Origin of the sequence: Streptomyces hilarionis (genome assembly GCF_024539675.1) — a bacterium.
Classification (GTDB): domain Bacteria; phylum Actinomycetota; class Actinomycetes; order Streptomycetales; family Streptomycetaceae; genus Streptomyces; species Streptomyces hilarionis.
In genome coordinates this window covers 20,818-46,921 of sequence record NZ_JAHHIT010000002.1, presented here as the reverse complement: position 1 = coordinate 46,921, position 26,104 = coordinate 20,818, and the positions used below count along the sequence as shown (strand labels likewise).

25 protein-coding genes and 1 pseudogene are annotated in these 26,104 nt (G+C 73.7%); 4 read left to right on the top strand and 22 right to left on the bottom strand.

Annotation, left to right across the window (positions count from 1 at the left end; translation table 11 throughout):
* The first annotated feature begins 91 nt into the window (after positions 1-91).
* Positions 92-1,258 carry a PQQ-dependent sugar dehydrogenase gene (locus KMS84_RS00635; RefSeq protein WP_438818886.1) on the top strand — a complete coding sequence of 389 codons (1,167 nt, stop codon included), beginning with the start codon at positions 92-94 and terminating at the stop codon, positions 1,256-1,258.
* Between the two features lie 6 nt (positions 1,259-1,264).
* On the opposite strand, the gene KMS84_RS00630 is transcribed toward KMS84_RS00635, so the two are convergent.
* From KMS84_RS00630 to KMS84_RS00555, 16 genes are all read right to left on the bottom strand, one after another.
* A complete protein-coding gene (locus KMS84_RS00630) occupies positions 1,265-1,465 on the bottom strand; it encodes a DUF6191 domain-containing protein (protein WP_256914001.1) in 201 nt (66 codons plus the stop codon).
* 39 nt (positions 1,466-1,504) lie between these two features.
* The gene (locus tag KMS84_RS00625; protein WP_285892975.1) at positions 1,505-4,579 is read right to left on the bottom strand and encodes a helix-turn-helix transcriptional regulator; all 3,075 of its coding nucleotides are present in this window, start codon (positions 4,577-4,579) and stop codon (positions 1,505-1,507) included.
* 95 nt (positions 4,580-4,674) lie between these two features.
* Positions 4,675-4,863 (bottom strand): hypothetical protein, encoded by a 189-nt coding sequence (locus KMS84_RS00620; protein WP_256914000.1) that lies wholly within the window; start codon positions 4,861-4,863, stop codon positions 4,675-4,677.
* A gap of 195 nt (positions 4,864-5,058) precedes the next feature.
* Positions 5,059-5,637: a hypothetical protein gene (locus tag KMS84_RS00615; RefSeq protein ID WP_256913999.1), complete on the bottom strand. Its 579-nt coding sequence runs from the start codon at positions 5,635-5,637 to the stop codon at positions 5,059-5,061.
* Positions 5,638-5,672: 35 nt separating this feature from the next.
* Positions 5,673-6,248, bottom strand: a complete 576-nt coding sequence (locus KMS84_RS00610; RefSeq protein ID WP_256913998.1) for a GNAT family N-acetyltransferase — start codon at positions 6,246-6,248, stop codon at positions 5,673-5,675.
* On the bottom strand, positions 6,226-8,463 hold the full coding sequence (locus KMS84_RS00605; protein WP_256913997.1) for an MMPL family transporter: 2,238 nt from the start codon (positions 8,461-8,463) through the stop codon (positions 6,226-6,228). The genes KMS84_RS00610 and KMS84_RS00605 overlap by 23 nt, the downstream gene beginning before the upstream one ends.
* Positions 8,464-8,640: 177 nt before the next feature.
* Positions 8,641-8,952 (bottom strand): hypothetical protein, encoded by a 312-nt coding sequence (locus KMS84_RS00600; RefSeq protein ID WP_256913996.1) that lies wholly within the window; start codon positions 8,950-8,952, stop codon positions 8,641-8,643.
* An 86-nt stretch (positions 8,953-9,038) separates the two neighbouring features.
* A complete protein-coding gene (gene gatB / locus KMS84_RS00595; protein ID WP_256913995.1) occupies positions 9,039-10,553 on the bottom strand; it encodes an Asp-tRNA(Asn)/Glu-tRNA(Gln) amidotransferase subunit GatB in 1,515 nt (504 codons plus the stop codon).
* Between the two features lie 15 nt (positions 10,554-10,568).
* On the bottom strand, positions 10,569-10,808 hold the full coding sequence (locus KMS84_RS00590) for a hypothetical protein (protein WP_020131415.1): 240 nt from the start codon (positions 10,806-10,808) through the stop codon (positions 10,569-10,571).
* Positions 10,805-12,307 carry an Asp-tRNA(Asn)/Glu-tRNA(Gln) amidotransferase subunit GatA gene (gene gatA, locus KMS84_RS00585; protein ID WP_256913994.1) on the bottom strand — a complete coding sequence of 501 codons (1,503 nt, stop codon included), beginning with the start codon at positions 12,305-12,307 and terminating at the stop codon, positions 10,805-10,807. Before gatA ends, KMS84_RS00590 begins: the two co-directional genes overlap by 4 nt.
* Positions 12,308-12,312: 5 nt before the next feature.
* A complete protein-coding gene (gene gatC / locus KMS84_RS00580) occupies positions 12,313-12,609 on the bottom strand; it encodes an Asp-tRNA(Asn)/Glu-tRNA(Gln) amidotransferase subunit GatC (RefSeq protein WP_030231941.1) in 297 nt (98 codons plus the stop codon).
* A gap of 326 nt (positions 12,610-12,935) precedes the next feature.
* On the bottom strand, positions 12,936-15,182 hold the full coding sequence (locus KMS84_RS00575) for a putative bifunctional diguanylate cyclase/phosphodiesterase (RefSeq protein ID WP_256913993.1): 2,247 nt from the start codon (positions 15,180-15,182) through the stop codon (positions 12,936-12,938).
* 269 nt (positions 15,183-15,451) lie between these two features.
* On the bottom strand, positions 15,452-17,644 hold the full coding sequence (ligA, locus tag KMS84_RS00570) for an NAD-dependent DNA ligase LigA (RefSeq protein WP_256913992.1): 2,193 nt from the start codon (positions 17,642-17,644) through the stop codon (positions 15,452-15,454).
* Between the two features lie 15 nt (positions 17,645-17,659).
* The gene (locus tag KMS84_RS00565; protein ID WP_256913991.1) at positions 17,660-18,661 is read right to left on the bottom strand and encodes a methionine synthase; all 1,002 of its coding nucleotides are present in this window, start codon (positions 18,659-18,661) and stop codon (positions 17,660-17,662) included.
* A 71-nt stretch (positions 18,662-18,732) separates the two neighbouring features.
* Positions 18,733-19,431, bottom strand: coding sequence for an SDR family oxidoreductase (locus KMS84_RS00560; protein WP_256913990.1), 699 nt, complete (start codon positions 19,429-19,431; stop codon positions 18,733-18,735).
* A gap of 18 nt (positions 19,432-19,449) precedes the next feature.
* Entirely contained in the window at positions 19,450-19,989 is a 540-nt protein-coding gene (locus tag KMS84_RS00555; protein ID WP_256913989.1) for an LOG family protein, read from the bottom strand.
* Positions 19,990-20,039: 50 nt separating this feature from the next.
* On the opposite strand from KMS84_RS00555, the gene KMS84_RS00550 reads away from it, so the two are divergent.
* Positions 20,040-20,378 (top strand): DUF427 domain-containing protein, encoded by a 339-nt coding sequence (locus KMS84_RS00550; protein ID WP_256913988.1) that lies wholly within the window; start codon positions 20,040-20,042, stop codon positions 20,376-20,378.
* A 38-nt stretch (positions 20,379-20,416) separates the two neighbouring features.
* Entirely contained in the window at positions 20,417-21,205 is a 789-nt protein-coding gene (locus KMS84_RS00545) for an alpha/beta fold hydrolase (RefSeq protein WP_256913987.1), read from the top strand.
* A gap of 3 nt (positions 21,206-21,208) precedes the next feature.
* Here KMS84_RS00545 and mnmA read toward each other — a convergent pair whose 3' ends face one another.
* Positions 21,209-22,339, bottom strand: coding sequence for a tRNA 2-thiouridine(34) synthase MnmA (gene mnmA / locus KMS84_RS00540; RefSeq protein WP_256913986.1), 1,131 nt, complete (start codon positions 22,337-22,339; stop codon positions 21,209-21,211).
* Positions 22,340-22,422: 83 nt separating this feature from the next.
* On the opposite strand from mnmA, the gene KMS84_RS00535 reads away from it, so the two are divergent.
* On the top strand, positions 22,423-23,082 hold the full coding sequence (locus KMS84_RS00535) for an N-acetylmuramoyl-L-alanine amidase (protein ID WP_256913985.1): 660 nt from the start codon (positions 22,423-22,425) through the stop codon (positions 23,080-23,082).
* A 51-nt stretch (positions 23,083-23,133) separates the two neighbouring features.
* On the opposite strand, the gene KMS84_RS00530 is transcribed toward KMS84_RS00535, so the two are convergent.
* The 5 genes and pseudogenes from KMS84_RS00530 to KMS84_RS00510 form a co-directional block, all read right to left on the bottom strand.
* Complete coding sequence (locus KMS84_RS00530; protein WP_256913984.1) at positions 23,134-23,598, bottom strand: iron chaperone; 465 nt, start codon at positions 23,596-23,598, stop codon at positions 23,134-23,136.
* A gap of 56 nt (positions 23,599-23,654) precedes the next feature.
* Positions 23,655-24,317, bottom strand: coding sequence for a VOC family protein (locus tag KMS84_RS00525; RefSeq protein WP_256913983.1), 663 nt, complete (start codon positions 24,315-24,317; stop codon positions 23,655-23,657).
* Positions 24,318-24,376: 59 nt separating this feature from the next.
* Positions 24,377-25,531, bottom strand: a pseudogene (locus KMS84_RS00520) (cysteine desulfurase family protein); the annotation flags it as partial.
* Positions 25,532-25,590: 59 nt separating this feature from the next.
* Positions 25,591-25,857: a DUF4190 domain-containing protein gene (locus KMS84_RS00515; protein WP_256913982.1), complete on the bottom strand. Its 267-nt coding sequence runs from the start codon at positions 25,855-25,857 to the stop codon at positions 25,591-25,593.
* Positions 25,858-25,889: 32 nt separating this feature from the next.
* Positions 25,890-26,054 (bottom strand): hypothetical protein, encoded by a 165-nt coding sequence (locus KMS84_RS00510; protein WP_256913981.1) that lies wholly within the window; start codon positions 26,052-26,054, stop codon positions 25,890-25,892.
* Positions 26,055-26,104: the final 50 nt, after the last annotated feature.

The window sequence follows — 26,104 nt, the reverse complement described above, 5'->3', positions numbered from 1 at the left end:
TCGGGAACCCTGGAGGCGTGCGCCGCGTAGGACTGGGCGTAGGACGAGTGGAGCCCGTGCCGGGGACCGCCGTGCCGAAGGGACCGTGATCGTGGGACGTCGAGCTGTGTCCGCCGTGGTGGCCGTGCTGACCGGGAGCGCCCTGCTGGCGACGGCCGGCTGTTCCTCGGGCGCCGGGGAGGCTCCGCGCGTCTCCGCCAGCGCCTCCCCGGGTGGCGCGAGTCCGCCCGTCTCCCCGTCCGCCGGGCGGACCCCGCCCGCGAAGGGCACGGCCGCGGTGGTGCGCACGATCGCCCAGGGCCTGAACAGCCCCTGGGGCCTGGCCCCCCTTCCCGAGGGCGGCCTGCTGGTCGCCTCGCGCGACGAGGGGACGATCACCCGGGTGGACGAGAAGACGGGCGCGAAGACGCGAGTCGGCGAGGTGCCCGGCGTCTCCCCCGCCGGCGAGGGCGGCCTGCTCGGCCTCGCCCTGTCCCCCGGCTACGCCTCGGACCGCACGGTGTACGCCTATCTCACCACCGCCTCGGACAACCGCGTCGTGCGGATGCTCTACGACGCGAAGCGGCCGGCCGGGGACCAGCTGGGGGCGCCCGACACGATCTTCAAGGGCATCCCCAAGGGCATGATCCACAACGGTGGGCGGATCGCGTTCGGGCCCGACGGGATGCTGTACGTCGGCACCGGCGAGACCGGCGACCGGGGGCTGGCCCAGGACAGGAAGTCCCTGGGCGGCAAGATCCTGCGGCTGACCCCGGAGGGCGAGCCGGCCCCGGGCGACCCCTTCCCGGACTCACCGGTGTACTCCTACGGCCATCGCAACGTGCAGGGCCTGGCCTGGGACGCGGAGCAGCGACTGTTCGCCTCGGAGTTCGGCCAGGACACCTGGGACGAGCTGAACGCGATCGCGCCGGGCGCCGACTACGGCTGGCCGCTCGCGGAGGGCAAGGGCGGCGCGGACGGGAGGTTCCGCGACCCGATAGCCCAGTGGCACACCGACGACGCCTCCCCCAGCGGCATCGCCTACGCCCAGGGGTCGATCTGGATGGCCGGTCTCAAGGGACGGCGTCTGTGGCGCGTCCCGCTGAACGGCACGGCGGCCTCGGCGGCCCCGCAGGCCTTCCTCGAGGGCGAGTACGGGCGGCTGCGCACGGTCGTGTCGGCGGGCGGCGACAGGCTCTGGGTCACGACCAGCAACACCGACGGCCGCGGCGCGCCGAAGCAGGGGGACGACCGGATCCTGGAGCTGCGGGTGAGCTGAGCGCCGTCACCCGTCCTCGGCCGGCGGCTCCTGCCCGGCCGGGTCGGGCTCGGCGGCGCGGACCACGACCTTTCCCGAGGCGAGGTCTATCGGTCCGCGCCCGGGATCGGCGTCGCCGACGTCCTCCCGGGTCAGCTCCAGCCGGTTCTGCTCGTCCCGGGTGTGCTTGCGGCCCGGCGCGAAGAGCTCCTCGAAGGGATTGAACATCGTCCTCCTCCGCCGTGCCGGGTCACGGGCCGATGCCCATTATCGCGCGCTCACCCGGTCTTCGGCGCGCGGAGGGAACAGCCCCAGCCGGTGCGCCACGGCCGCCGCCTCGCCCCGGCCGGAGACGTCGAGCTTGGACAGGATGTTCGAGACGTGGACGCTCGCCGTCTTCGGCGAGATGAACAGTTCCTCGGCGATCTGGCGGTTGGTGCGCCCCTCGGACACCAGCCGCAGGACGTCCCGCTCCCGGCTGGTCAGGCCCAGGGCGGACAGCGGGTCGGCGGGAGCGGCCGGCCGGCCCGCGACGGGCGCCGGGAGCAGCCGGGCGCGCCGGCCGAGCAGGGCGACGGCGTCGGCGAGGGGGCGGGCGCCGAGGTGGGCGGCGACCGCGTGGGCGAGGCGCAGGAGCTCGGCGGCCCGCTCGCGGTCGCCGTCGGCGCCGGTGGCGAGCAGGGTCTCGGCGAGGCGGAGCCGGGTGCGGGCGAGGTCGTAGGGGCGTTCCAGGCGTTCGAAGGCGCTGACGACCCCGCACCAGTCGTCCGGGTCGGTGTGGCCCTCGGCCCGCCGGAGTTCGGCGCGGACCCAGTGTTCGTGGGCCTGCCAGACCGGCGCGATCGTGACGAGTTTCCTGGCGGCGGCGCGGATGCGGGCCAGCAGGTCGGCGCGGCCGTCGTCGGCGGCGGGCAGGGCGCGGGCGTCGCCCTCGACGGCCGCGGCGGCGAGCAGCAGGGGCCACGCGTCGCGCTGGGTGCCGGGCGGGAAGCCGTGGTCCAGGACGGGTGCGAGGTGGGCGCGGGCCTCCAGCGGGCGGCCTTGGGCCGCGGCCAGCTGGACGGCCAGCCGGGTGAGGGGGAGGTGGTGCTGCGGGGCGCGCTCCTGGGAGACGAAGAAGGCCCGGCCCGCGTCGAGTCGGCGTGCGGCCTCGGCGAGATCGCCGCGTGCGAGGGCGAGTTCGGCGCGCAGGGTGGCGTGCACCCCGCGGACCGCGACGCCCTGTCCCACCCGGCCGGCGGCGGCGCACGCGCGGTCCGCCTCGTCCCAACGGCCCAGGGAGAAGAGGGATTCGGCGAGGTTGCCCCACACCCAGGCCTCGGTGTCCGGCGGTCCGTGCCGCCGGGCGAAGTCGAGCCCCTTCTCCAGCATCGGGACGGCCTCCCGGGAGCGGCCGACCGCCTCCAGCTCGGAGGGGAGGTTGACGTAGGCGTTGAGGGCGACGGCGGGGGCGTCCTCGGCGAGGGCCCGCTCCCTGACCTCGTGCAGCTCCGCGAGCCCGGCCTCGATGTGACCGGCGTGGACCATGAGGACGCCGAGGATCTGGCGGGCGTCGAGCTCGGTCTCGCGCGAGCCGATCATGCGGGCGTACTCCACGGCGCGCTCGGCCGCCCGGTAGGCCTCGGGCCCGGGCTCGTGGATCGTCGACCAGTTGGCGAGGTGGGTGAGCACCTCGGCGTGCACGGCGCTCGGCGGCAGCCCGCGCAGCAGCTCCTGCGCGGTGGCCAGTTCCTCGCGGCCGCTGCCCCGGCCCAGGGAGCGCGCCAGCCGGGAGCGCTGCATCCAGAACCAGGCGGCGCGCAGGGGGTCGTCCTCGTCCTCCAGCAGCCGCAGCGCCCGCTTGGCGATCTTCAGGGCGCGTTCGCGCTCCCCGCAGTAGCGGCCCGCGACGGCGGCCTCGGCCATGAGGTCGAGATACCGCAGCGGCGCGGCGTCGGGGTCGCGCCCGCCCGGGGTCCCCGCCCGCCGTTCGGGCGGTGCGGGAGGGTAGGCCTCGGTGTAGTCGGCGGGGCGCAGCGCGGCGCGCACGTCCTCGGGAGCGGACTCCCACAGTTCCATCGCCCGCTCCAGGAGGCGCAGTTGCTCGCTGTAGGCGCGGCGCGAGCGGGCCTCGACGGAGGCGTCGAGGACGGCGGGCAGGGCCTTGGCCGGGTCGTGGGCGTGGTACCAGTAGCTGGCCAGCCGCATGACGCGCTCGTCGGAGGGGACGAGGGTGGGGTCGCCCTGGAGGGCCTCGGCGTAGCGGCGGTTGAGGCGGGCGCGTTCGCCGGGCAGCAGGTCGTCGCCGACGGCCTCGCGGACCAGGGAGTGGCGGAAGCGGTAGCCGTCGCCGTCGGGGGTGGCGAGCAGGAGGTTGGCGTTCACGGCGGCGCGCAGCGCCCCGATGAGGTCGTCCTCGGCGAGCCGGGCGACGGCGTCGAGCAGCCGGTACTCGACGGTGGAGCCGCCCTCGGCCACGATCCGGGCGACGTGCTGGGCGCTCTCGGGCAGCGCCTCTACGCGGACGAGCAGCAGGTCGCGCAGCGAGTCGGTGAGACCGGTGCAGCAGCCCTCGGTGGCGGCGACGGCCAGTTCCTCGACGAAGAAGGCGTTGCCGTCGGAGCGTTCGAAGATGTCGTCGACCTGGGCGGGGTCGGGTTCCTGGGCGAGGATGCCGGCGATCTGGCGGCAGACCTCGTCGCGGGTGAGGCGGCCCAGTTCCAGGCGGCGGACGGTGCGCAGCCGGTCGAGTTCGGCGAGCAGGGGACGCAGCGGGTGGCGGCGGTGGATGTCGTCGGCGCGGTAGGTGGCGAGGACGACGAGGCGGCCGGTGCGCAGGGTGCGCAGCAGGTAGGACAGGAGGTGGCGGGTGGAGGCGTCGGCCCAGTGCAGGTCCTCCAGGACGAGGACGACCGTGTGCTCGGCGGCGACGCGTTCCAGGACGCGGGCGGTGAGCTCGAAGAGGCGGGCCATGCCCTCCTCGTCGTGGCGGCCGGTCCGGCTGTGCCCCAACTCCGGCAGGAGCCGGGCGAGTTCCTCCTCCTGGCCGGCCGCGCAGGAGGCGAGTTCGTCCGGCAGGGCGCGGCGCAGGGCGCGCAGGGCGGTGGAGAACGGGGCGAAGGGCAGTCCGTCGGCGCCGATCTCGACACAGCCGCCGAGGGCGACGACGGCGCCCCGGCGTCGGGCGGCCGAGGCGAACTCCTCGACCAGGCGGGTCTTTCCGACGCCGGCCTCGCCGCCGATGAGCAGCGCCTGCGGCTCGCCCGTCGTGGCGCGCGCGAGCGCCTCGTTCAGGGTGTCCAGTTCGTCGGCGCGGCCGACGAAGACGGGGCTGACGGACCTGGTCTCCACGGGGGCGAGCATGGCATGCGGGAACGACGAGGGCCCAGCGGATATCGCCGGGCCCTCGTCCGCGGGGCGGCCGACCCCCGTGCGGCCGCCCCGCGCGGTGGCGGTGTTCACGCCGGCCGGGGGAATCCGAACCGGCGCGAACGGCGGCTGGGCGGTTGGCTCTCGGCCTCGTCCTGCGAGCGTCGCGCGGCGGCCTCGCGTCGGGCGGCGCGGACGGCCTCGTGGGCCAGTCGCTCGTCGGCGGCGCGGCGGCGCAGTTCGGTGGAGCGGGCCTGGTGGAGTTCGAGCTCGTACATGGTGTGTCCCCTGAGCGGTCGGTGTCGGGCTTCGCTTGCTGCGATGCCTCTACTGTCGTCCGCCAGGGGGGTGCGCCACATCGGGAGAGTTCCGCATCTTCGGCGGTGGGCGGGGCCTTAGACGCGCCGAAGGGGCCTCAGACCGGCCGTAAGGCGCCTACGGCCGGTCTAAGACCCCTGGTGACGTGCGCGGACTCAGCTCGCGGGGGGCAGGCCGAGCAGGGCGTCGGTGTACTTCAGGACGGCGAGCAGCAGGCCGATGACGCCGAGGACGACGCCGGCCCAGGAGACGGACTTGATCCAGGCCGCCTGCGGGCGGGCCGGGCTGCCGAAGGCCGGGCGGGCCAGCACGACGACGCCGGTGACCAGCGCGGCCAGGGCGAACAGGCCGGCCCACAGCGCGGTGGCCTGCCAGGCGTCGCCGTAGATCGCCTCCAGTTGCCTGGCGACGGTCGTGCCCGAGGAGGCAGACGTCTGGAGCTGGCCGACCAGGGTCTGGCGGGCGCCGGCGAGGGTGCCGATCCAGCTGCCGGTGAGCGAGACGAAGCCGAGCGCGGCGGAGACCACGGCGCCCGCGCCCTGGCCGACGCCGGCGGAGCCGTCCTCGACGGGGGCCCGGTGCTCGGCGGCGGGTTCGTCGGCGCTCTCCTCGGAGTGCGGCGCCTGCGCGGTCACCTCGTCCCCGGCGTCGGTCTCGGTGACGGCCGCCTTCTCGTCGTCGGTCGTGGTCCCGGCGGTCTCGGCGCCGGTCTCGTCAGCAGTCTTGGTTCCCATACCTCGCACCGTACGGACGCTCTCTGAGAGGTCCCTTAATGATCGTCGTGAGCGGCGCGCCCGCGTGCGTCGCGCCACTCCTGGGCCAGCACGGACCACACTTCCAGGTCGTGCCGCACCCCACGATAGGGGTACGCCTGCCGGCGCACGCCGTCCCGGGTCATGCCCAGGCGCCGGGCGACGTTCAGGCTGGGCGTGTTCCCGGCGGAGGCGACCCACTCGACCCGCTGGATCCCGCGCCGGTCCACGGCGAAGTCGATCAGCACCCGGATCGCCCTGGTGATCAGTCCGCGGCCGGTGCCGGCGGGCTCCAGCCAGCAGCCGACCTCGCAGTTGCCGGCCTCGGCGTCGAAGTTCAGGAAGAGCACGCCGCCCACCAGCCGGCCGTCCAGCCACAGGCCGTGCAGCGAGCCGGTGTCGGCGGCCCGCATGTCGGCGTAGCGCTGGAGCACCTCGCGCGCGCCGGCCTCGTCCACGGCCTTCGAGCCGAAGGGGACGTAGCGGTTGATGAACTCCCGGCCGCGTTCGAGGTGTGCGAGGAACTCCTCGGCGTGCCAGGGCTCCAGGGGGCGCAGTTCGGCTCCGTCGTCACCCAGCGATGTCGCGTACATCCGCTCGCCGCTCCTTCTCCAGTACGTGTGCTGCGTCCACAGCCTGCGCGAGCCTCTCATGGGCGGCGCGGCACTCGGGAGGTTCGATGCTGATCCTCGGCAGGCGCCGGTCGAGGCCGCGCGGCAGCCACCAGTTGGCGCCGCCGAGCAGGTGCATCAGCGCGGGAACCAGCAGCGTGCGCAGCACGAACGCGTCGAGGGCGACGGCGGCGGCGAGGCCGATGCCGAACATGGCGATCACCCGGTCGCCGCTGAGGACGAAGGCCAGGAACACCGAGATCATGATGACCGCGGCGGAGTTGATCACCCGGCTGGTCTCGGCGAGGCCGACCCGGACGGCACGCCGGTTGTCGCCGGTCTCCAGCCACTCCTCGTACATCCGGCTGACCAGGAAGACCTGGTAGTCCATGGAGAGGCCGAAGAGCACCGACACCATGATCACGGGGAGGAAGGGCTCGATCGGTCCGGCCCGGCCGAGGCCCAGCAGCTCGCTCCCCCAGCCCCACTGGAAGATGGCGACGACGATCCCGAACGCGGCGGCGACGGCGGCCACGTTCATCACGGCGGCCTTGAGCGGGATGCCGACGGACCGGAAGGCGAGCAGGAGCAGCAGAGCGCCCAGGGTGATGACGACCCCCACGAACAGGGGCAGCTTGCCGACGATGACGTCCGCGAAGTCGTCGTAGCCGGCGGTCACCCCGCCGACGTGCACGTCGAGGGAGGTGCCGGCCTCGGCGCGGGGCAGCACCTCGGTGCGCAGCCGGTCGACGAGGTCGCTGGTGCGCGGCGACTGCGGCGAGGACTGCGGCACGACCGTGAGGTGGGCGGCGCGGCCGCCGGAGTCGAAGGTCACCGGCGTCACGGACGCCACGCCGTCGACGGCGCGCAGGGCGGTGTCGAGGTTGTCCAGGGCGAGCCGGTCCTCGGCGCCCTGGACGCGGGTCACCAGGGTCAGCGGGCCGTTCACGCCGGGGCCGAAGCCGTCGGCGAGCAGGTCGTAGGCCTGGCGGGTGGTGGCTGACTTCGGGCCGTTGCCCTGGTCGGAGCTGCCCAGCCGCAGGGAGAGGGTGGGCAGGGCGAGGACCGCGACGACGACGAGGGCGAGCGCGCCGAGCAGCCGGGGGTGGCGTTCGACGAACGCCGACCAGCGGGCGGCGAGCCCGGTCGGCAGTTCGGGCTGCGGCCCGTGGTCGGCGAGGCGGCGCCGTTCGCGGCGGCTGAGGGCGCGCATGCCGAGGAGCGACAGCAGGGCCGGCAGCAGCGTGACGGAGGCGGCCACGGTGAGCACGACGGTCAGCGAGGCGGCGACCGCCACGCCGTTGAGGAAGCCCAGGCGCAGCGTCAGCATGCCGAGCAGGGCGAGGCACACGGTGGCGCCCGCGAAGACCACGGCGCGCCCGGTGGTGGCCACGGCGTTCGCGGCGGCCTCGGCGACCGGCAGCCCGCGTTTGAGTCCGCGCCGGTGCCTCGTGACGATGAACAGGGCGTAGTCGATGCCGACGCCGAGCCCGACGAGCAGGCCGAGCATCGGCGCGAAGTCGGCGACCGTCATGGCGTGCCCGAGCAGCGAGATCCCCGCGTAGGCGGTGCCCACGCCGACCAGGGCGGTGGCGATGGGCAGCGCCGAGGCGGCCAGCGAGCCGAAGGCGAGGAAGAGCACCACCGCGGCGACGGCCACGCCGACGAGTTCGGCGAGATGGCCGCCGGAGGACTCGGTGAGGGCGATCGCGCTGCCGCCCAGTTCGACCTGGAGGCCGTCGCCGCGGGCGGCCCGCGCGGTGTCGACGACGGCCTGCGCCTCGCCGCGGTCGACGTCCTCGGCGCGGTCGGCGAAGACGACGGTGGCGTAGGCCGTGCGCCCGTCCTTGCTGATCTGCGCCGCGCCCTGACCGTCGTAGGGACCGGCCACGGAGGCCACGCCGGGCAGTTCGCCGATCTTCTCCAGCGTGCGGGTCATGGTCTGTTCGACGTCGGCGGCCCGGACGGCGCCCGTGGTGGTGTGCCAGACGACGGTGTCGCTGTCGCCCCCGAGGTGGGGGAAGGCCTCGGTGAGCAGCTGCGTGGCGCGGCCGGACTCGGTGCCGGGGACCTCGTAGTCGTCGGAGTAGGCCGAGCCGGTGACGACGGCCGCGGTGGCCGTGCCGCCGAGGGCGAGCAGCCAGAGCAGTACCGCGAGCAGACGGTTGCGGACACACCAACGTGCGAGGGCTGCCACTGATGTGCTCCCGGAGGTGAAGTGTGGATCTTTGACCGGGAAACAGCCCGCAAAGAACGTATGAGCGATACGGGTTCACTCTTGCAGGCGCGCGAGATCGTTTGTCGCGTTCGTGTGGCTTTTCACAGGAGTGGGAGGCAGATCACAGGACAATAACGCCCGCGCTGTCGGGGCCGGTCAGTCGGCCTGGTCGCCGAACGCCATCACGGTGACGCCGGCGACGAGCAGCCACAGCGCGCGCCGGGTGCGGCCCCGGGAGCCGAGGAACGCGGCGACGGCGCAGACGGCGGCGCCGAGGGCGTAGGCCGACGGGACGAGGGCCGGGACGGAGCGGGTGAGGCGCATGAGGGAGGCGGCGAGGCCGGCGAGGGTGAGCAGCGCTCCGGTGACGGTCGCGGTCCAGCGCGCCTTGCGGGCGTCCTCGGTGCCGTACTCCTCCTCCGGGGCCTCTATGTCGCTGTGGGGTTCGGAGTCGGTTCGTGCACTCATGGCGGGCGAGCGTAGCGCGTCGCTGCGCGCGCGGCGGAAAGGGGTGCACCGGTTCGCGGTGCACCCCCTCGCCGTCACGGTCGGCCTCAGCCCTCGGTGACGCCCAGCTTCTCCAGGATGAGCTCCTTGACGCGGGCCGCGTCGGCCTGGCCGCGCGTGGCCTTCATCACCGCGCCGACCAGCGCGCCGGCGGCGGCGACCTTGCCGCCGCGGATCTTGTCGGCGACGCCCGGGTTGCCGGCGATGGCCTCGTCGACGGCCGTGCCCAGCGCCGAGTCGTCGGAGACGACCTTCAGACCGCGCTGGTCGACGACCTCGTCCGGGGTGCCCTCGCCCGCGAGGACGCCCTCGATGACCTGACGGGCCAGCTTGTCGTTCAGGTCGCCCTTGGTGACCAGCTCGGTGACCCGCGCGACCTGCTCCGGCGTGATCGCCAGCTCGTCGAGCGAGGCGCCCGACTCGTTGGCGCTGCGCGCCAGTTCGCCCATCCACCACTTGCGGGCGGAGGCCGCGTCGGCCCCGGCGTCGATGGTGGCGACGATCAGGTCCAGCGCACCGGCGTTCAGGATCGACTGCATGTCGGTGGCGGAGATGCCCCACTCGGCGACCAGCCGGTTGCGGCGGACCAGCGGCAGTTCCGGCAGACCGGCGCGGATCTCCTCGACCCAGGCGCGGGACGGGGCGACGGGCACCAGGTCGGGCTCCGGGAAGTACCGGTAGTCCTCGGCCTCCTCCTTCACGCGGCCCGAGGTCGTGGACCCGGTGTCCTCGTGGAAGTGGCGGGTCTCCTGGATGATCGTGCCGCCGCCGTTCAGCACGGCCGCGTGCCGCTGGATCTCGAAACGGGCCGCGCGCTCCACGGACCGCAGCGAGTTCACGTTCTTCGTCTCGGACCGCGTGCCGAACTTCTCCCGGCCGTGCGGGCGCAGCGACAGGTTGACGTCGCAGCGCATCTGGCCCATCTCCATGCGCGCCTCGGAGACGCCGAGCGCCTTGATGAGCTCGCGCAGTTCACGCACGTAGGCCCGCGCGACCTCGGGGGCGCGCTCGCCCGCGCCCTCGATCGGCTTGGTGACGATCTCGATGAGCGGGATGCCGGCGCGGTTGTAGTCCAGCAGCGAGTGGGACGCGCCGTGGATGCGGCCGGTGGCGCCGCCGACGTGGGTCGACTTGCCGGTGTCCTCCTCCATGTGGGCGCGCTCGATCTGCACCCGGAAGGTCTCGCCGTCCTCCAGCTGCACGTCGAGGTAGCCGTCGAAGGCGATCGGCTCGTCGTACTGGGAGGTCTGGAAGTTCTTCGGCATGTCCGGATAGAAGTAGTTCTTCCGGGCGAAGCGGCACCACTCGGCGATCTCGCAGTTCAGCGCGAGGCCGATCTTGATCGCCGACTCGATCCCGATCGCGTTGACGACCGGGAGCGCGCCGGGCATGCCGAGGCACGTGGGGCAGGTCTGCGTGTTGGCGTCCCTGCCGAGCTCGGTCGAACAGCCGCAGAACATCTTCGTCTTGGTGCCGAGTTCGACATGGACCTCGAGGCCCATGACGGGGTCGTACGACGCGAGTGCGTCCTCGTACGACACCAGGTCGGTCGTGGTGGTCACGGTGAAACTTCCCTCTCAGCCCAGCAGGACGTCGTCGTCGCCCAGCCGCTTCAGCTCGCGGTAGAGGATGGCGAGGCCGGTGACGATGGCGACGGCGGACACGGTGGCGTCGATCAGGACCAGGGTGTCCTTCTCGGCGCGGGCCTTCTTGAGCCGCTTGGCGACGCCGAACGCGCCGAACGCGGTCCCGGCGATGGACAGGTACGTACCGGACTTGGACTTCTTGAAGCCCTTGGCCTTGTTCAGTGCGCTCACAGCGACGGAGCCTCCTCGAGAAGCGGGTGCCCCCACCTTTCCACGAAGGCGGCCTCGACGGCGGCGCCGACCTTGTACAGGCGGTCGTCCTTCAGCGCCGGGGCGATGATCTGAAGGCCCACCGGGAGGTTGTCCTCCGGGGCGAGCCCGCAGGGCAGCGACATGGCCGCGTTGCCCGCGAGGTTGGTCGGGATGGTGCACAGGTCGGCCAGGTACATCGCCATCGGGTCGTCGGCGCGCTCGCCGATCGCGAAGGCGGTGGTCGGGGTCGTCGGCGAGACGATCACGTCGACCTGCTCGAAGGCCTTCTCGAAGTCGCGCGTGATGAGCGTGCGGACCTTCTGGGCGGAGCCGTAGTAGGCGTCGTAGTAGCCGCTGGACAGGGCGTACGTGCCGAGCATGATGCGGCGCTTGACCTCGGGGCCGAAGCCCGCCTCACGGGTGAGGGAGGTGACGTCCTCGGCCGAGCGGGTGCCGTCGTCGCCGACGCGCAGGCCGTAGCGCAGGCCGTCGAAGCGGGCCAGGTTGGACGAGCACTCGGACGGCGCGATCAGGTAGTACGCCGACAGGGCCAGGTCGAAGGACGGGCAGTCCAGCTCGACGATCTCGGCGCCGAGCTCCTTCAGCAGCGCGACGGACTCGTCGAAGCGCTGGATGACGCCGGCCTGGTAGCCCTCGCCGCGGAACTGCTTGACGACGCCGACGCGCATGCCGGCGACGCTGCCGTTGCGGGCGGCCTCGACGACCGGCGGGACGGGCGCGTCGATGGACGTGGAGTCCAGCGGGTCGTGCCCGGCGATGACCTCGTGCAGCAGCGCCGTGTCCAGGACCGTGCGGGCACAGGGGCCGCCCTGGTCGAGGGAGGACGAGAAGGCGACCATGCCGTAGCGCGAGACCGCGCCGTACGTCGGCTTCACGCCGACGGTGCCGGTGACGGCGGCCGGCTGGCGGATGGAGCCGCCGGTGTCGGTGCCGATGGCCAGCGGCGCCTGGAAGGAGGCCAGCGCGGCGGAGGAGCCGCCGCCGGAGCCGCCGGGGATCTTGGTGAGGTCCCAGGGGTTGCCGGTCGGGCCGTAGGCGCTGTTCTCGGTGGAGGACCCCATGGCGAACTCGTCCATGTTGGTCTTGCCGAGGATGACCACGTCGGCGGCCTTCAGCCGCTTGGTGAGCGTGGCGTCGTACGGCGGGATCCAGCCTTCGAGGATCTTCGAGCCGACGGTCGTCGGGATGCCCTCGGTGGTGAAGATGTCCTTGAGCGCGAGCGGCACACCGGCCAGCGGGCCGAGCTTCTCGCCGCGCTCCCGCTTCTCGTCGACGGCGCGGGCCTGCGCGAGGGCGCCCTCGCGGTCGACGTGCAGGAAGGCGTGCACCTTCTCGTCGACGGCCTCGATGCGCGCCAGGTGCGCCTCGGTGACCTGGACGGCCGTGAGCGCGCCGGAGGCGATCCTCGCGGCCGTCTCGGCGGCGGTGAGCTTGATGATGGCGACGTTGTCCGTCATGGCGGTTAGTCCTCCCCCAGGATCTGCGGCACCTTGAAACGCTGCTGCTCCTGGGCCGGGGCGCCGGAGAGCGCCTGCTCGGGGGTGAGCGACGGACGGACCTCGTCCGGCCGCATGACGTTGGTCAGCGGGAGCGGGTGCGAGGTCGGCGGTACGTCTTGGTCGGCGACCTCGCTGACGCGGGCGACCGCGCCGATGATGTCGTCCAGCTGTCCCGCGAAGTGTTCGAGCTCTTCGGGCTTCAGCTCCAGACGCGCCAGCCGGGCGAGGTGGGCGACCTCCTCGCGCGTGATGCCAGGCATGCAGCGTTCCTCTGGGGTGGAGTGAGTGTGTGTGCTTTGCGGCCAATCCTAGGGGGCCGGGGGTGGTGGGCGTGACGCGGTTCGGCCGGGCACGGCGACGGGAGCCGGACCCGGGCGGGGAAGAGCAGGGCCGCGTCGATCGCGACGGCCTCGCGGCGGCGAGGCGGATCCCGCACGCCACCGCCGTCACGCCGCCGTGCCGCAGGACCGTGCGGGTGCCGCCGGGCGGGGGCGAACGCCGTCCGGAAGGGGACGGGGACGGAAGACGGGAGGGCCTCTCCCGGGCGCGGGCCGGCGCGACCTCGCGGCCCGGCGGCCCGGCGGGGTCAGTCGTCGGAGGCGGCCGCGGGCAGCGCCGCCGCCGGCCGTTGCCAGCCGCGGGAGCCGCGGGCGCGCAGCCAGGCCGTCGTCTCCTCCGGGGGCATGGCGGCGGCCACCAGCCAGCCCTGCACGGCGTCGCAGCCCAGGTCGCGCAGCCGTTCCCACGTCTCGTCGTCCTCGACGCCCTCGGCGACCACCAGCAGCCCCAGGGAGTGCGCCAGGTCGAGGGTGCAGCGCACGATCTCGGCGTCCTCGGCGTCCACGGCCAGCCGGGCCACGAAGGAGCGGTCGATCTTCAGCTCGCTCACCGGCAGCCGGCGCAGGTGGACCAGGGAGGAGTAGCCGGTGCCGAAGTCGTCCAGGGACATCTTCACGCCGTGGCCGGTCAGCGCGTTGAGGGTGTCGGCGGCGCGCTGCGGGTCCTCCAGGAGGACGTGCTCGGTGATCTCCAGCTGGAGCGCGCCCGCGGGCACCCCGTGCCGGGCGAGGCGCGCGGCGACGGATCCGGCGAAGCCCGGCGTGTGGACGTCGCGCGGGGAGACGTTCACGGCGACCGGCACGAACAGGCCCTGGGCGCGCCAGCGGGCGACCTGGGCGAGCGCGGTGTCCAGCACGTACTCCGTCAGATGGGGCATCAGCCCGGACGACTCGGCGATCGCTATGAACTCGTCCGGCGGAACCTTCCCGCGCTCCGGGTGCACCCAGCGCACCAGGGCCTCCAGGCCCGCCACCTGTCCGTCGAAGCGGACCTTCGGCTGGTAGTGAAGCTGCACCTCGTGCGCGTCCAGGGCGCGCCGCAGGTCGCCCAGCAGACCGAGCCGGTCGGGGGTGTTGGAGTCGCGCTTGGACTCGTACACCTCGACTCCGGTGCGGTCCCGCTTGGCCTGGTACATCGCGACGTCGGCCCGGCGCAGCAGGCCCTCGGCGTCGAGCGCGTGGTCGGGGAAGACGGCGACCCCGGCGCTGGCCTCCAGCACGAGGGTGAGGCCGTCGAGGTCGAGCGGCGAGCTCAGGTCGGCGACCAGGGCCCGGGCGATCCGGCTCGCGGAGGTGGTGGAGTCCGCGACGGGCAGTAAGACGGCGAACTCGTCCCCGCCGAGACGCGCGACCTCCGCCCCGCGCGGGAGCGCGACCCGCAGCCGGTCGGCGATCTGCAACAGCAGCCGGTCCCCGGCGAGATGGCCGAGGGTGTCGTTGACGGAGCGGAAGCGGTCCAGGTCGATGAGCATCAGCGCGGCCCGGGCGCCGATGCGCTCGGCGTCGTCCAGGGCGGTCCAGATCCGCTCCAGCAGCCACTGACGGTTCGGCAGCCCGGTCAGCGGGTCGCGCAGCTGCTCCTCGGCACGGGCGCGCGCTATCCACAGGGTGGAGTCGAGGGCGATGAGCGGGATGGCGAACAGCGGCAGCAGGACGGGCTTGGCCAGGGCCACCACGCAGATCAGGGGGGCGATGCCGAGCAGCGCGACCGCCAGCAGCCCCTGTCTGACCAGGGCGGTGCGGGCGACGGTGGGCAGTCCGCCGACGCGGGGGGCGTGCAGGTACCAGAGCAGGACGCGGGTCACGGCGAGGTAGGCGACGGCCACCAAAACGACCTGGGGGGCGGTGTAGAGCGTCCAGGTGTCCGGCGCCCAGGGGCGCTCCACGGACGGTATCCGCCCGCAGGCGGCCAGCAGGAGCGCGCCCGCGCCGATGCCGAGGACGTCCACCGCGCCGTGCAGCACGCCCTGACGCCAGCGGTGGCGCCGGGCTATGCCGACGAGCACGACCACGGAGAGGCTGACCATGCCGGCCGGCACCCAGCCGTACAGCAGGAGCACGGCGAGGGTGAGGGCGGCGCCGGAGCCGGTGCCGCCCCACCAGCGGGCGCGGCCGAGCAGGACCAGGTGTCCGACGATGACGCCGGCCAGGACGGCCAGCGCCCAGCCGGCCGTGCCGCACGGGAAGAGGGCCTGGCCGTCGGTGAAGGCGCGGTAGAAACCCGCGCCGAGGGCGAAGGCGGCCGCGCCGACGACGGCCGCGGGCAGGGCGGGCCAGGACAGGTGCCGGTCGGCGGCGGCTCCGCCGGGCAGACCGGGAGGCGACTGGAGCAGGGCGCGCGCGTCGAGCGTGGAGTGCGGCTCGGTGTGGGGCACGTACGCCTCCGCGCCGGGACGCGCGGCGGAGCGCTCCGCCCACCAGCTCCCCCACCAGACGCCGGCGACCCCGCGTCGGCGCGCCGCCGCGTCCGGGGCGGCGCTCTCGGTCGGTTCCATTCCCGTCCCTCTCACAGCCGGCGGTGCCCACGCCACGCGGCCCGTTGCCCGGCGATCTGGGGCGGCGCCGCGTTGGAAAACCCTTCCTTCTGCCCGCCAGGGGCAAAGGGATGCCCCGACCGCAGCTGGGCACGGCAGGCGCACGCCTCAACAGTAGGCCGCAGAAGGCTTCCACGGGCAGCGGTCGTCGACGGTTGCCCGAATGCGCCCCGGCCACCCGTATGCATCTGGTATGCGCCGATCGGGTGGCCTTCAACCGCCGCCGCGCGCTACTCCTCGGCGGGCAGGGCCGCTTCGGAAGCCGCCTCGGGACCGCGCTCCAGCAGGACGGCGAAGCCGTCCTCGTCCAGCACGGGAACCTTGAGCTGCATCGCCTTGTCGTACTTCGATCCGGGGCTGTCACCCACAACGACGAACGACGTCTTCTTGGAGACCGAGCCGGTGACCTTCGCGCCGCGGCTCTGGAGCGCTTCCTTGGCGCCGTCCCGGGTGAAGTGTTCGAGGGTGCCGGTGACGACGACCGTGAGGCCTTCGAGGGGGCGCGGCCCCTCGTCCCCGGCGGATCCCTCCTCCTCCATGCGGACGCCGGCCGCCTTCCACTTGCGCAGGATCTCCTGGTGCCACTCCTCGGCGAACCACTCCTTCAGGGAGGCGGCGATGATGGCGCCGACGCCGTCGGTCGCCGCGAGCTCCTCCTCGGTGGCCCGCTCGATCCGCTCGATCGAGCGGAACTCCCGGGCCAGCGCCTCCGCCGCGACCGGTCCGACGTGGCGGATCGACAGGCCGGTGAGGATGCGCGCCAGCGGGCGTTCCTTGGCGGCGGCGATGGTGTCGAGCATGGCGAGCGCGTTCTTGCGGGGCTCGCCCAGCTGGTTGGCGAAGACGGTGGCGATCTTCTCCTCGCCGGTCTTCGGATCGCGCTTGGGCAGTCCGCTGTCCTGGTCGAGGACGTACGCCTTGATGGGCAGCAGCCGGTCGATGGTGAGGTCGAACAGGTCGCCCTCGTCGGCCAGCGGCGGGTCCGCGGGCTCCAGCGGCTTGGTGAGGGCGGCCGCGGCCACGTACCCGAAGTGGTCGATGTCCAGTGCCTTGCGGCCCGCTAGGTAGAAGAGCCGCTCGCGCAACTGGGCCGGGCAGGTGCGGGCGTTGGGGCAGCGCAGGTCGACGTCGCCCTCCTTCATGGGCCGCAGCGGCGTCCCGCACTCGGGGCACTCGGACGGCATCACGAACTCGCGCTCGTCGCCGTCGCGCAGGTCGACGACGGGGCCGAGGATCTCCGGGATCACGTCGCCCGCCTTGCGCAGCACCACGGTGTCGCCGATCAGGACGCCCTTGGCCTTGACGACGTCCCGGTTGTGCAGGGTGGCGAACTCGACCTCGGAGCCCGCCACCGTGACCGGCTCGACCTGGGCGTACGGCGTGACGCGGCCGGTGCGGCCGACGCCCACCTTGATGTCGACGAGCTTGGTGTTGACCTCCTCCGGCGCGTACTTGTAGGCGATCGCCCACCGGGGCGCGCGGGCCGTGGAGCCGAGCCGGCCCTGGAGCCGGATCTCGTCGAGCTTGACGACGACGCCGTCGATCTCGTGCTCCACGGAGTGCCGGTTCTCGCCGAAGTAGGCGATGAACTCCCGTACGCCGTCGAGGTCGTCGACCACCTTGTTGTGCCGGGAGGTGGGCAGGCCCCACGTCTTGAGCAGGTCGTAGGCCTCGGAGAGACGGTCGAGGCCCTCGTAGCCCTCCAGGGCGCCGATGCCGTGCACGACCATGTGCAGCGGACGCGAGGCGGTCACGCGCGGGTCCTTCTGGCGCAGCGAACCGGCCGCCGCGTTGCGCGGGTTGGCGAAGGGCTTGTCGCCGGCCTCGACCAGCCGGGCGTTGAGCTCCTCGAACTTCTCCATCGGGAAGTAGACCTCGCCGCGGATCTCCACCAGGGAGGGGACCCCGTCGCCCGTGAGGCGGTCGGGGATGTCGGCGATGGTGCGCACGTTGGGCGTGATGTCCTCGCCCGTGCGGCCGTCGCCGCGGGTCGCCGCGCGCGTGAGCCGGCCCTTCTCGTAGGTGAGGTTGACGGCGAGACCGTCGACCTTGAGCTCGCACAGGAAGTGGTGGGTCAGCGAGCCGACGTCCTTGTGGACGCGCTCGGCCCAGGCGGCGAGCTCCAGGTCGTCGAAGGCGTTGTCCAGCGAGAGCATCCGCTCGCGGTGCTGGACGGCCGTGAACTCCGTCTCGTACGCGCCCGCGACCTTCTGGGTCGGGGAGTCGGGCGTGCGCAGCTCGGCGTACCGCTCCTCCAGCGCCTCCAGGGCGCGCAGGAGCCGGTCGAACTCCGCGTCGCTGATGACCGGAGCGTCCTTCACGTAGTACCGGAAGCGGTGCTCCTCGATCTGCTCAGCGAGCTGCGCGTGCTGCTCCCGTGCCTCCGAGGACACCGTCGTCTCCGCTTGCCTGTCGCCGGCCACCGTGTCGTCCTCCCGTTACTCTGGGTTGTCCGCGAGGGATCTCGCCGCCCGGACGCAGTGGGCGAGGGCCTGGCGGGCGTACGCGGGAGAGGCCCCCGCGAGTCCGCACGACGGCGTGAGCGTGACCGCCTCCGCGAGCAGTCCCGGTCGCAGCCCCAGCCTGCGCCACAGCGTCCTGACACCCCTGACGCTACCGGCAGGGTCCGACAACGGGGTGTCCACGCCCGGCACGACACCGGCGAAGAGCCGGGTGCCCGCCTCGACCGCCTCGCCGATCACGTCGTCGTCACGCTCGGTGAGGAGCGAGAAGTCGAAGGAGACCGCCGCCGCGCCCGCCCGGCGCAGCAGGGCGAACGGGACGTCGGGGGCGCACGAGTGGACGACGACGGGCCCGTCGCCGTTCACCCCGGCGACGTCCCGGAGCGCGGCCTCGACGATCTGCCGGTCGACGCCCCGGTGGGTGCGGTAGCCGCTGGCGCTGCGGACGTGGCCGCGGAGCACGGCGGTGAGGGAGGGTTCGTCGAGCTGGAGGACCACGTCGGCGCCGGGGATGCGCCGCCGGACGTCGTCGAGGTGCAGGCGCAGGCCCTCGGCGAGGGAGCCGGCGAGGTCGCGGCAGGCGCCGGGGTCGGAGAGCGCGGCCTCGCCGTTCCTCAGCTCCAGCGCGGCGGCGAGCGTCCAGGGCCCGACCGCCTGCACCTTGACCTGTCCCTCGTAGCCCTGGGTGAACTCCTCCAGGGCGTCGAGGTCCTCCCCCAGCCAGGACCGGGCCCGCCTGGTGTCGCGGCCCGGCCGGTCCCCGATCCGCCATCCGCTGGGCTCCACGCGCGCGTACAGCTCGACGAGCATCCCCGCGGTACGGCCGATCATGTCCGCGCCGGGGCCGCGGGCGGGCAGTTCGGGCAGGTGCGGGAGGTCCTCGAAGGACCCGGTGACGGTCCTGGCCGCCTCGCGGGCGTCGCCTCCCGGCAGGGAGCCGACGCCGGTGGCGGGTCCGAAGCTGAAGTGTGCGTTCACGGGTGAAGCCTACGTAGCCGCGCCGGCGCCTTTCTCCCCCGCGGGGTCTCCCGGGCCCGGGAGGGCGGGGGTCAGCCGCCCGGACGCACCGTCAGGTCGTTGACCTCCGCGTCCCTCGGCAGGTCGAGCGCCATGAGGATCGTCGTCGCCACCGACTCGGGGTCGATCCACTCCGCCGGGTCGTACTCCTTGCCCTCCTGCTGGTGCACCTTCGCCTGCATGGGGCTGGCGGTGCGGCCGGGGTAGACGGAGGTGACGCGGACGCCGTTGCCGTGCTCCTCCTGGCGCAGGGAGTCCGCGAGCGCCTTCAGACCGTGCTTGGAGGCGGCGTGGGCGGACCATTCGGCGCTCGCCCGCAGTCCCGCCCCGGAGTTCACGAACAGCACGTGGCCGCGGGCCGCGCGCAGCTGGGGCAGGAAGTGCCGGGTCAGCTCGGCGGGGGCGATCAGGTTGACGTTGAGCTGGTGGCGCCAGGACTTGGGGGTCAGGTCGCCCACCGGGCCCAGGTCGACGACCCCGGCGACGTGCAGCAGGCCGTCCACCCGGCCGGGGAGGCTCTGGTGGGAGAAGGCCCAGCTCAGTTTGTCGGGGTCGGCCAGGTCGCCGACGAGCGTGCGCGCGCCGGGGAAGACCGCCGCCAGCTCCTTCGCACGGCCCGCGTCGCGCGCGTGCAGCACGAGGTCGTCCCCGCGCGCGTGCAGGCGACGGGCGACCGCCGCGCCGATGCCGGAGCCCGCTCCGGTGATCACATGTGTAGCCATGCCCGCCATGCTCGCATCACCGCCGGGTCACCCGATGCCCTGGCTCTCCTCCAGCCAGGCCAGCGCGCCCACCGGCTCCTCGGCGAAGAACACCAGGTCGGCGAGGGGCCGGGGCAGGAAGCCCTCGTCCTCCATGCGCCGGAACTGCGTCTTGAGCCCGTCGTAGAAGCCGGCGGTGTTCAGCAGGACGACCGGCTTGTCGGTGTGTCCGTGCTTCTTCAGCTCCAGGATCTCGGTCGCCTCGTCGAGGGTTCCGGTGCCGCCCACCATGATCACCACGGCGTCGGACTTCTCCAGCAGCAGCCGCTTTCGCTCGGCGAGGTCGGCCGCGATCACCATCTCGTCGGCCCCGGCCCGCGCGGTGGTCGCGAGGAAGCCCACCGACACCCCGCACAGCCGCCCGCCGGCCTCCTGCACGCCGTCGGCGACCACCTTCATCAGGCCGACGTCGGAACCGCCCCACACCAGGGTGTGGCCGCCCTTGCCGAGGAGTTCGGCGAAATCGCGCGCGGGGCCGGTGTAGCGGTCGTCGAGGTCGGCGGCGGAGAGGAAGACGCAGATACGCATGCGGCCACGGTACGCGGGAAGAACCGGGGGCCCGCGCGTGCTGTTCCGGTATGGCCAACGGACACACGATCACGATCGAGCGGGACGACCGGCGCATCAGGGTCGTCCACGAGGACCACGTGCTCGCCGAGACCGACCGGGCGCTCGCGCTGCGCGAGACCGGCTGTCCCGTGCGGTACTACATCCCCGCCGAGGACGTACGGCTCGACCTCCTCACCCCCTCCGACACCCACACGTTCTGTCCCTTCAAGGGCACGGCGTCCTACTGGTCGCTCCCGGACGCGGCGGACCTCGTCTGGGCCTACCCCGACCCGAAGGAGGACGTCGCCGAGATCAAGGACCATCTCTGCTTCTACGAAGTGGAAGTCGTGCCGACGGAGGTGTCGTAGGCCGATGAGTGCGGTGCCGTGCGGCAGTCTGCATGAGCATGGACAAGAAGACTGTTTCCCGCGACGGCACCGAACTCGCGTACGAGAGCACCGGCCGGGGCCCCGCGGTCATCCTGGTGAGCGGGGCGATGTCCACGGGCGGCACCATGGCGCCCCTGGCCGGCCTGCTCGCGGACGGCTTCACCGCCGTGCGGTACGACCGCAGGGGCCGCGGCGAGAGCGGTGACACGGCGCCGTACGCCGTCGGGCGCGAGGTCGAGGACCTGGCGGCGCTGATCGAGGCGGTGGGCGGAGAGGCCGCGCTGTACGGCGTCTCGTCGGGCGGCGCCCTGGCGCTGGAGGCGGCGGCCGCCGGGCTGCCGGTGAGCCGGGTGGCCGTCTACGAGACGCCGTTCGCCCTCGACGACGAGGCCGCGCGGGGGCGCGCCGAGTACACCGCGCACCTCACCGAGGCGCTCGCGCAGGACCGGCGCGGTGACGCCGTCGAGCTGTTCCTGCGCCTGACCGGGCTGGCCGAGGAGATGATCCAGGGCGCCCGGCGCTCGCCCATGTGGGCGGGGATGGAGGCCGTCGCGCCGACCCTCGCCTACGACGACGCGGTCATGGGCGACGGGCGGCCGCCCCGGAAACGGCTGGCGTCGGTCGGCGTCCCGGTGCTGGCCGTCGCGGGCGGGGCCAGTCCGCCCTGGCTCCAGGAGGCCGTGCGCACCGTCGCGGACGCGGTCCCGGACGGCGCGTACCGGACGCTGGAGGGCCAGACCCACATGGTCGACCCGGCCGTCCTCGCGCCGGTGCTGGCGGAGTTCTTCGGCGGCCGCCGCGACTGACGGTCAGGCCACCGGGGCCGCCGCGCGCACCGTGGACGCGATCGTCGCCGAGCCCACCACGCGCGTGCCGTCGTACAGCACGATCGCCTGGCCGGGGGCCACGCCCCGGACCGGCTCGGTGAAGGCGACCTCCAGGCGGCCGTCGACGAGTTCGGCGCTCACCTCGGTCTCGCCGCCGTGGGCGCGCAGTTGCGCCGTGTAGGTGCCGGGGCCGGCCGGGGCGGCGCCGCACCAGCGGGGCCGGATCGCCGTCAGGCCGGTCACGTCCAGGGCGGCGGCCGGGCCCACGGTCACCGTGTTGTCGACCGGGGAGATGTCGAGGACGTAGCGGGGCTTGCCGTCGGCGGCCGGGGTGCCGATGCGCAGGCCCTTGCGCTGGCCGATGGTGAAGCCGTACGCGCCCTCGTGGGTGCCGACCTTCGTGCCGGACTCGTCGACGATGTCGCCCTGCGCCTTGCCGAGGCGGTTCGCGAGGAAGCCCTGGGTGTCGCCGTCGGCGATGAAGCAGATGTCGTGGGAGTCGGGCTTCTTGGCCACCGCCAGGCCCCGGCGCTCGGCCTCCGCGCGGATCTCGTCCTTCGTCGTCACGGTGTCGCCGAGCGGGAACAGCGCGTGGGCGAGCTGGCGGTCGTCCAGCACGCCGAGGACGTAACTCTGGTCCTTGGCCATGTCGGAGGCGCGGTGCAGTTCGCGCACGCCGTCCTCGCCGACGACCACCTTCGCGTAGTGGCCGGTGCACACCGCGTCGAAGCCCAGCGCGAGGGCCTTGTCGAGGAGCGCGGCGAACTTGATCTTCTCGTTGCAGCGCAGGCAGGGGTTGGGCGTGCGGCCGGCCTCGTACTCGGCGACGAAGTCCTCCACGACGTCCTCGCGGAAGCGGTCGGCGAGGTCCCACACGTAGAACGGGATGCCGATGACGTCGGCGGCGCGGCGGGCGTCACGGGAGTCCTCGATGGTGCAGCAGCCCCGGGCGCCCGTGCGGAACGACTGCGGGTTCGCGGAGAGCGCGAGGTGGACGCCGGTCACGTCGTGGCCGGCTTCGGCGGCGCGGGCGGCGGCGACGGCGGAGTCCACTCCGCCGGACATGGCGGCGAGTACGCGAAGGGGGCGGGGGCGCGGCGAGGTCTCAGTCATAACCCTTCCAGGGTACGGGTCGCCGGGAACCGGGGCCCGCGCGTATCCGTTGACGATCTCGAGGGGCGAGGAAGGGCACGGACATGGGGGACGGCAAGAGCGACTCCGACCGGCGCATCGGGCGGCGCGCGCTGCTGATCGGCGGGGCGGCGGCCGCCATCGGCACGGGCGTGCTCGCGCGGGACGAGCTGGCGCGGCTGTACTGGCGCCTGCCGGGCGTGCGCAAGGCGCGGGTGGAGGGCGCGGTGGACTTTCGGGGCGCGCGGTGGGTGGCGGCGTCCGAGGCGAACTTCCGCTGGGCGGACCGGCCGGACGACTACGACGTCGACCGGGTCGTCGTCCATGTCACGCAGGGCGACCTCGGCAGCGCGGTGAAGGCGTTCGAGGACCCGGGGCACAGGGCGGCCGCGCACTACATCGTCGGCAAGGACGGTCGCGTCACGCAGATGGTCCGCGAGCTCGACGTCGCGTACCACGCGGGCAACCGCTCCTACAACGAGCGCAGCGTCGGCATCGAGCACGAGGGCTTCGTGGACCGGCCGCAGGACTTCACGGACGCGATGTACGCGGCGTCCGCCCGGCTGGCGGCCGCGGTCTGCCGGCGCTACGGCATACCCGTGGACCGCGAGCACATCATCGGGCACGTGGAGGTGCCGGGCACCGATCACACCGATCCCGGCGAGCACTGGGACTGGGACCGGTATCTGCGGCTCGTCACGCGGGCGCACGCCGCGACCGCCTGACGGCCGCACAGGGCCGCCGGGCCCGCACGGTGGGGCGTGCCCCGGCCGGCGTCAGCCCACCGCCCGGCGCACGAGGGCGGCGATGATCTCCTCGTCGGCCGCGGTCAGCTTCGTGACGGCGTAGGCGGTCGGCCACATCGCGCCCTCGTCGAGCGCCGCCCGGTCGCCGAAGCCGAGGGTGGCGTAGCGGGAGGTGAACTTGTGCGCGCCCTGGAAGTGGCAGACGACCTTGCCGTCGTCGGCGTACGCGGGCATCCCGTACCAGAGCTTCGGCGCGAGGCCGGGAGCCGCGGCCCTGACGATCTCGTGGATCCGCTCGGCGAGGTCCCGGTCCTCCTCCGGCATCTCGGCGATCTTCGCGAGGACGTCCCGCTCGGCCGCGGCCTCCTTGTCCGCCCGGGAGGCCCCCCGGCGCGCCGCCGCCGTCTTCTGCTCGCGCGCGTGCTCCTTCATCGCGGCCCGCTCCTCTGCGGTGAAGACCTCGTGCTTCTCGGCGGGCGACGACGTGGACGACATGGCGGTTCCTCTCGAGGAGCGCGGTGCGGGGGCGGTGCGGGGTGCGGGAGCGGGCGTCAGGACGGCGTGGGGGCGGGCGGCGCGGCGGCCTCCCAGGCGAACCCGTCGGGGTCGGTGAAGGCGTCGCCGGCGCTGCTCCCGAGCACGATGCCGCGCGGGCCGGAGCCGTCGGCGGGGACGCCGAGGTCCTTGGCCAGCGCGGTGCGCTTGTACAGGGCCAGCTTCACGGCGCCGGCCGGCGCGGAGGCGAACTCGGCGTACTTGCCGCCGAAGCTCTTGGCGACGGTCAGCCCCCGGCCCACGTAGTACTGCTTGGTGGCCTTGACGTCCTCGACGCCGAGCAGCAGGACGAACTCGTCGATCTCGCGGGTGGCGGGTCCGGTGTCCTTCTTGGCGGAGGTCGCGATCTTCCAGATCGTCCCGTCGGGGGCCTGGACGACGCCGCCGTACCCCCACAGCGACTTGGCGGCGGGCTTCAGCACCGTGGCGCCGGCCTCGACGGCGGCGGCGACGAAGGCGTCGACGGTGGCCGGGCCGGACACCGTGAGCGCGAGGGTGAAGCCGCGGAATCCGGTCGGGTGCGTCCCGGCCGCCCGCAGGTGTACGTGCGCGTCCACGCCGAAGGCGCGGTAGAAGCGGCGGGCGGCCTCGGGGTCGGCCACCTCGAGGGTGACGGACGCGAGGCTCGTGCGGGCTGTGGTGGAAGCGGTGGTGGCCATGTACGCAACGCTAGGGGCCGGGCGGCCGGCGGGGCTTCTCCATTCCTGACCGGTTCCCGTCCCGCCGCCCGGGCCCGCTCCACCGCGGGGCCGATGGCCTTGGCGACCGCCTCGACGTCGGCCTGCGTGGAGGTGTGGCCGAGCGAGAAGCGCAGGGTGCCGCGGGCCAGCTCGGGGTCGACGCCGGTGGCGAGCAGGACGTGGCTGGGCTGGGCGACGCCCGCGGTGCAGGCCGAACCGGTGGAGCACTCGATGCCCTGCGCGTCGAGCAGCAGCAGCAGGGAGTCGCCCTCGCAGCCCGGGAAGGTGAAGTGGGCGTTGGCCGGGAGCCGGTCGACGGGGTCGCCGCCGAGGATCGCGTCCGGCACGGCGGCACGGACCGCGTCGATCAGGCCGTCCCGCAGGGCGCCGATCTCACGGGCGAACCACTCGCGCTGCTCGGCGGCGAGGCTGCCGGCGACGGCGAACGCGGCGATCGCGGGGACGTCCAGGGTGCCGGAGCGCACATGGCGCTCCTGGCCGCCGCCGTGCAGGACGGGCACGGGGGTGTGCTCACGGCCGAGGAGGAGGGCGCCGATGCCGTAGGGGCCCCCGATCTTGTGGCCGGAGACGGTCATCGCGGCGAGGCCGGAGGCGGCGAAGTCGACGGGGACCTGACCGAAGGCCTGGACGGCGTCCGCGTGCAGGGGCACCCCGAACTCGGCCGCGACGTCGGCCAGTTCACGGACCGGCAGGACCGTGCCGATCTCGTTGTTCGCCCACATGACGGTGGCCAGCGCGACGTCGTGGGGGTTGCGGGCGAGGGCCTCGCGCAGGGCGTCGGGGTGGACCCTCCCGTAGGAGTCGACCGGCAGGTACTCGATCGTGGCGCCCTCGTGCTCGCCCAGCCAGTGCACGGCGTCGAGGACCGCGTGGTGCTCGACGGGGCTGGCCAGGACCCGGGTGCGGGCCGGGTCCGCGTCGCGCCGGGACCAGTACAGGCCCTTGACCGCGAGGTTGTCGGCCTCGGTGCCGCCGGAGGTGAGAACGACCTCGCTGGGGCGGGCTCCGAGCGCTTCGGCGAGCGCCTCACGGGCTTCCTCGACCGTGCGGCGAGCCCGTCGTCCGGCCGCGTGCAGGGAGGAGGCGTTGCCGGTGACGCCCAGGTGCGCGGTGAGTGCCTCGACCGCCTCGGGGAGCATCGGCGTGGTCGCGGCGTGGTCGAGGTATGCCATGGTGGCCCCGATTCTACGGGGGTGCGGCGGCGCGCCTCGATGCCAGGTGGACGCGGCGGTCAGAAGCTCCAGGAGATGGTCGAGTCCGCCTGCATGAACGCGGCCAGGACCAGCAGGTCGGCGACGCCCAGCGCGAGGCCGAGGTAGGCGCGGCCGCGGCGGGCCGTGCCACGCCACAGGGCCGCCGCCGCCAGGACGATGGCGACCGGGCCGAGGAAGACGTTGAGCACGAGCAGGCCGAGCAGGCCGAGGATGAACGACGCGACGGCCATGCCGTCTGCGTCGCGGACTCCGGTGCGGCGGGTGGCCGGTGCGGTGAGTTGCATGGTCGGTCGACTCCTGTCGGTGGGCGGGGCGGTCAGCGGGTCGGGGTGTGCCGGCGGCCGTGGCGCTCGCGGAGCGCGAAGATGCCGAGCCAGGCGGCGATCACGGCGGCGGCGACGGCGGTGAAGGCGAACGGCGCGTGGGCGACGGTGCCCATGACGACGCCTAGCAGAAGCAGTGCGGCGACGAGGAACAGCATGGGATCGGATCCCCCTCCGTGAAGTTTGGGTGAACACTTGTGGTTACACT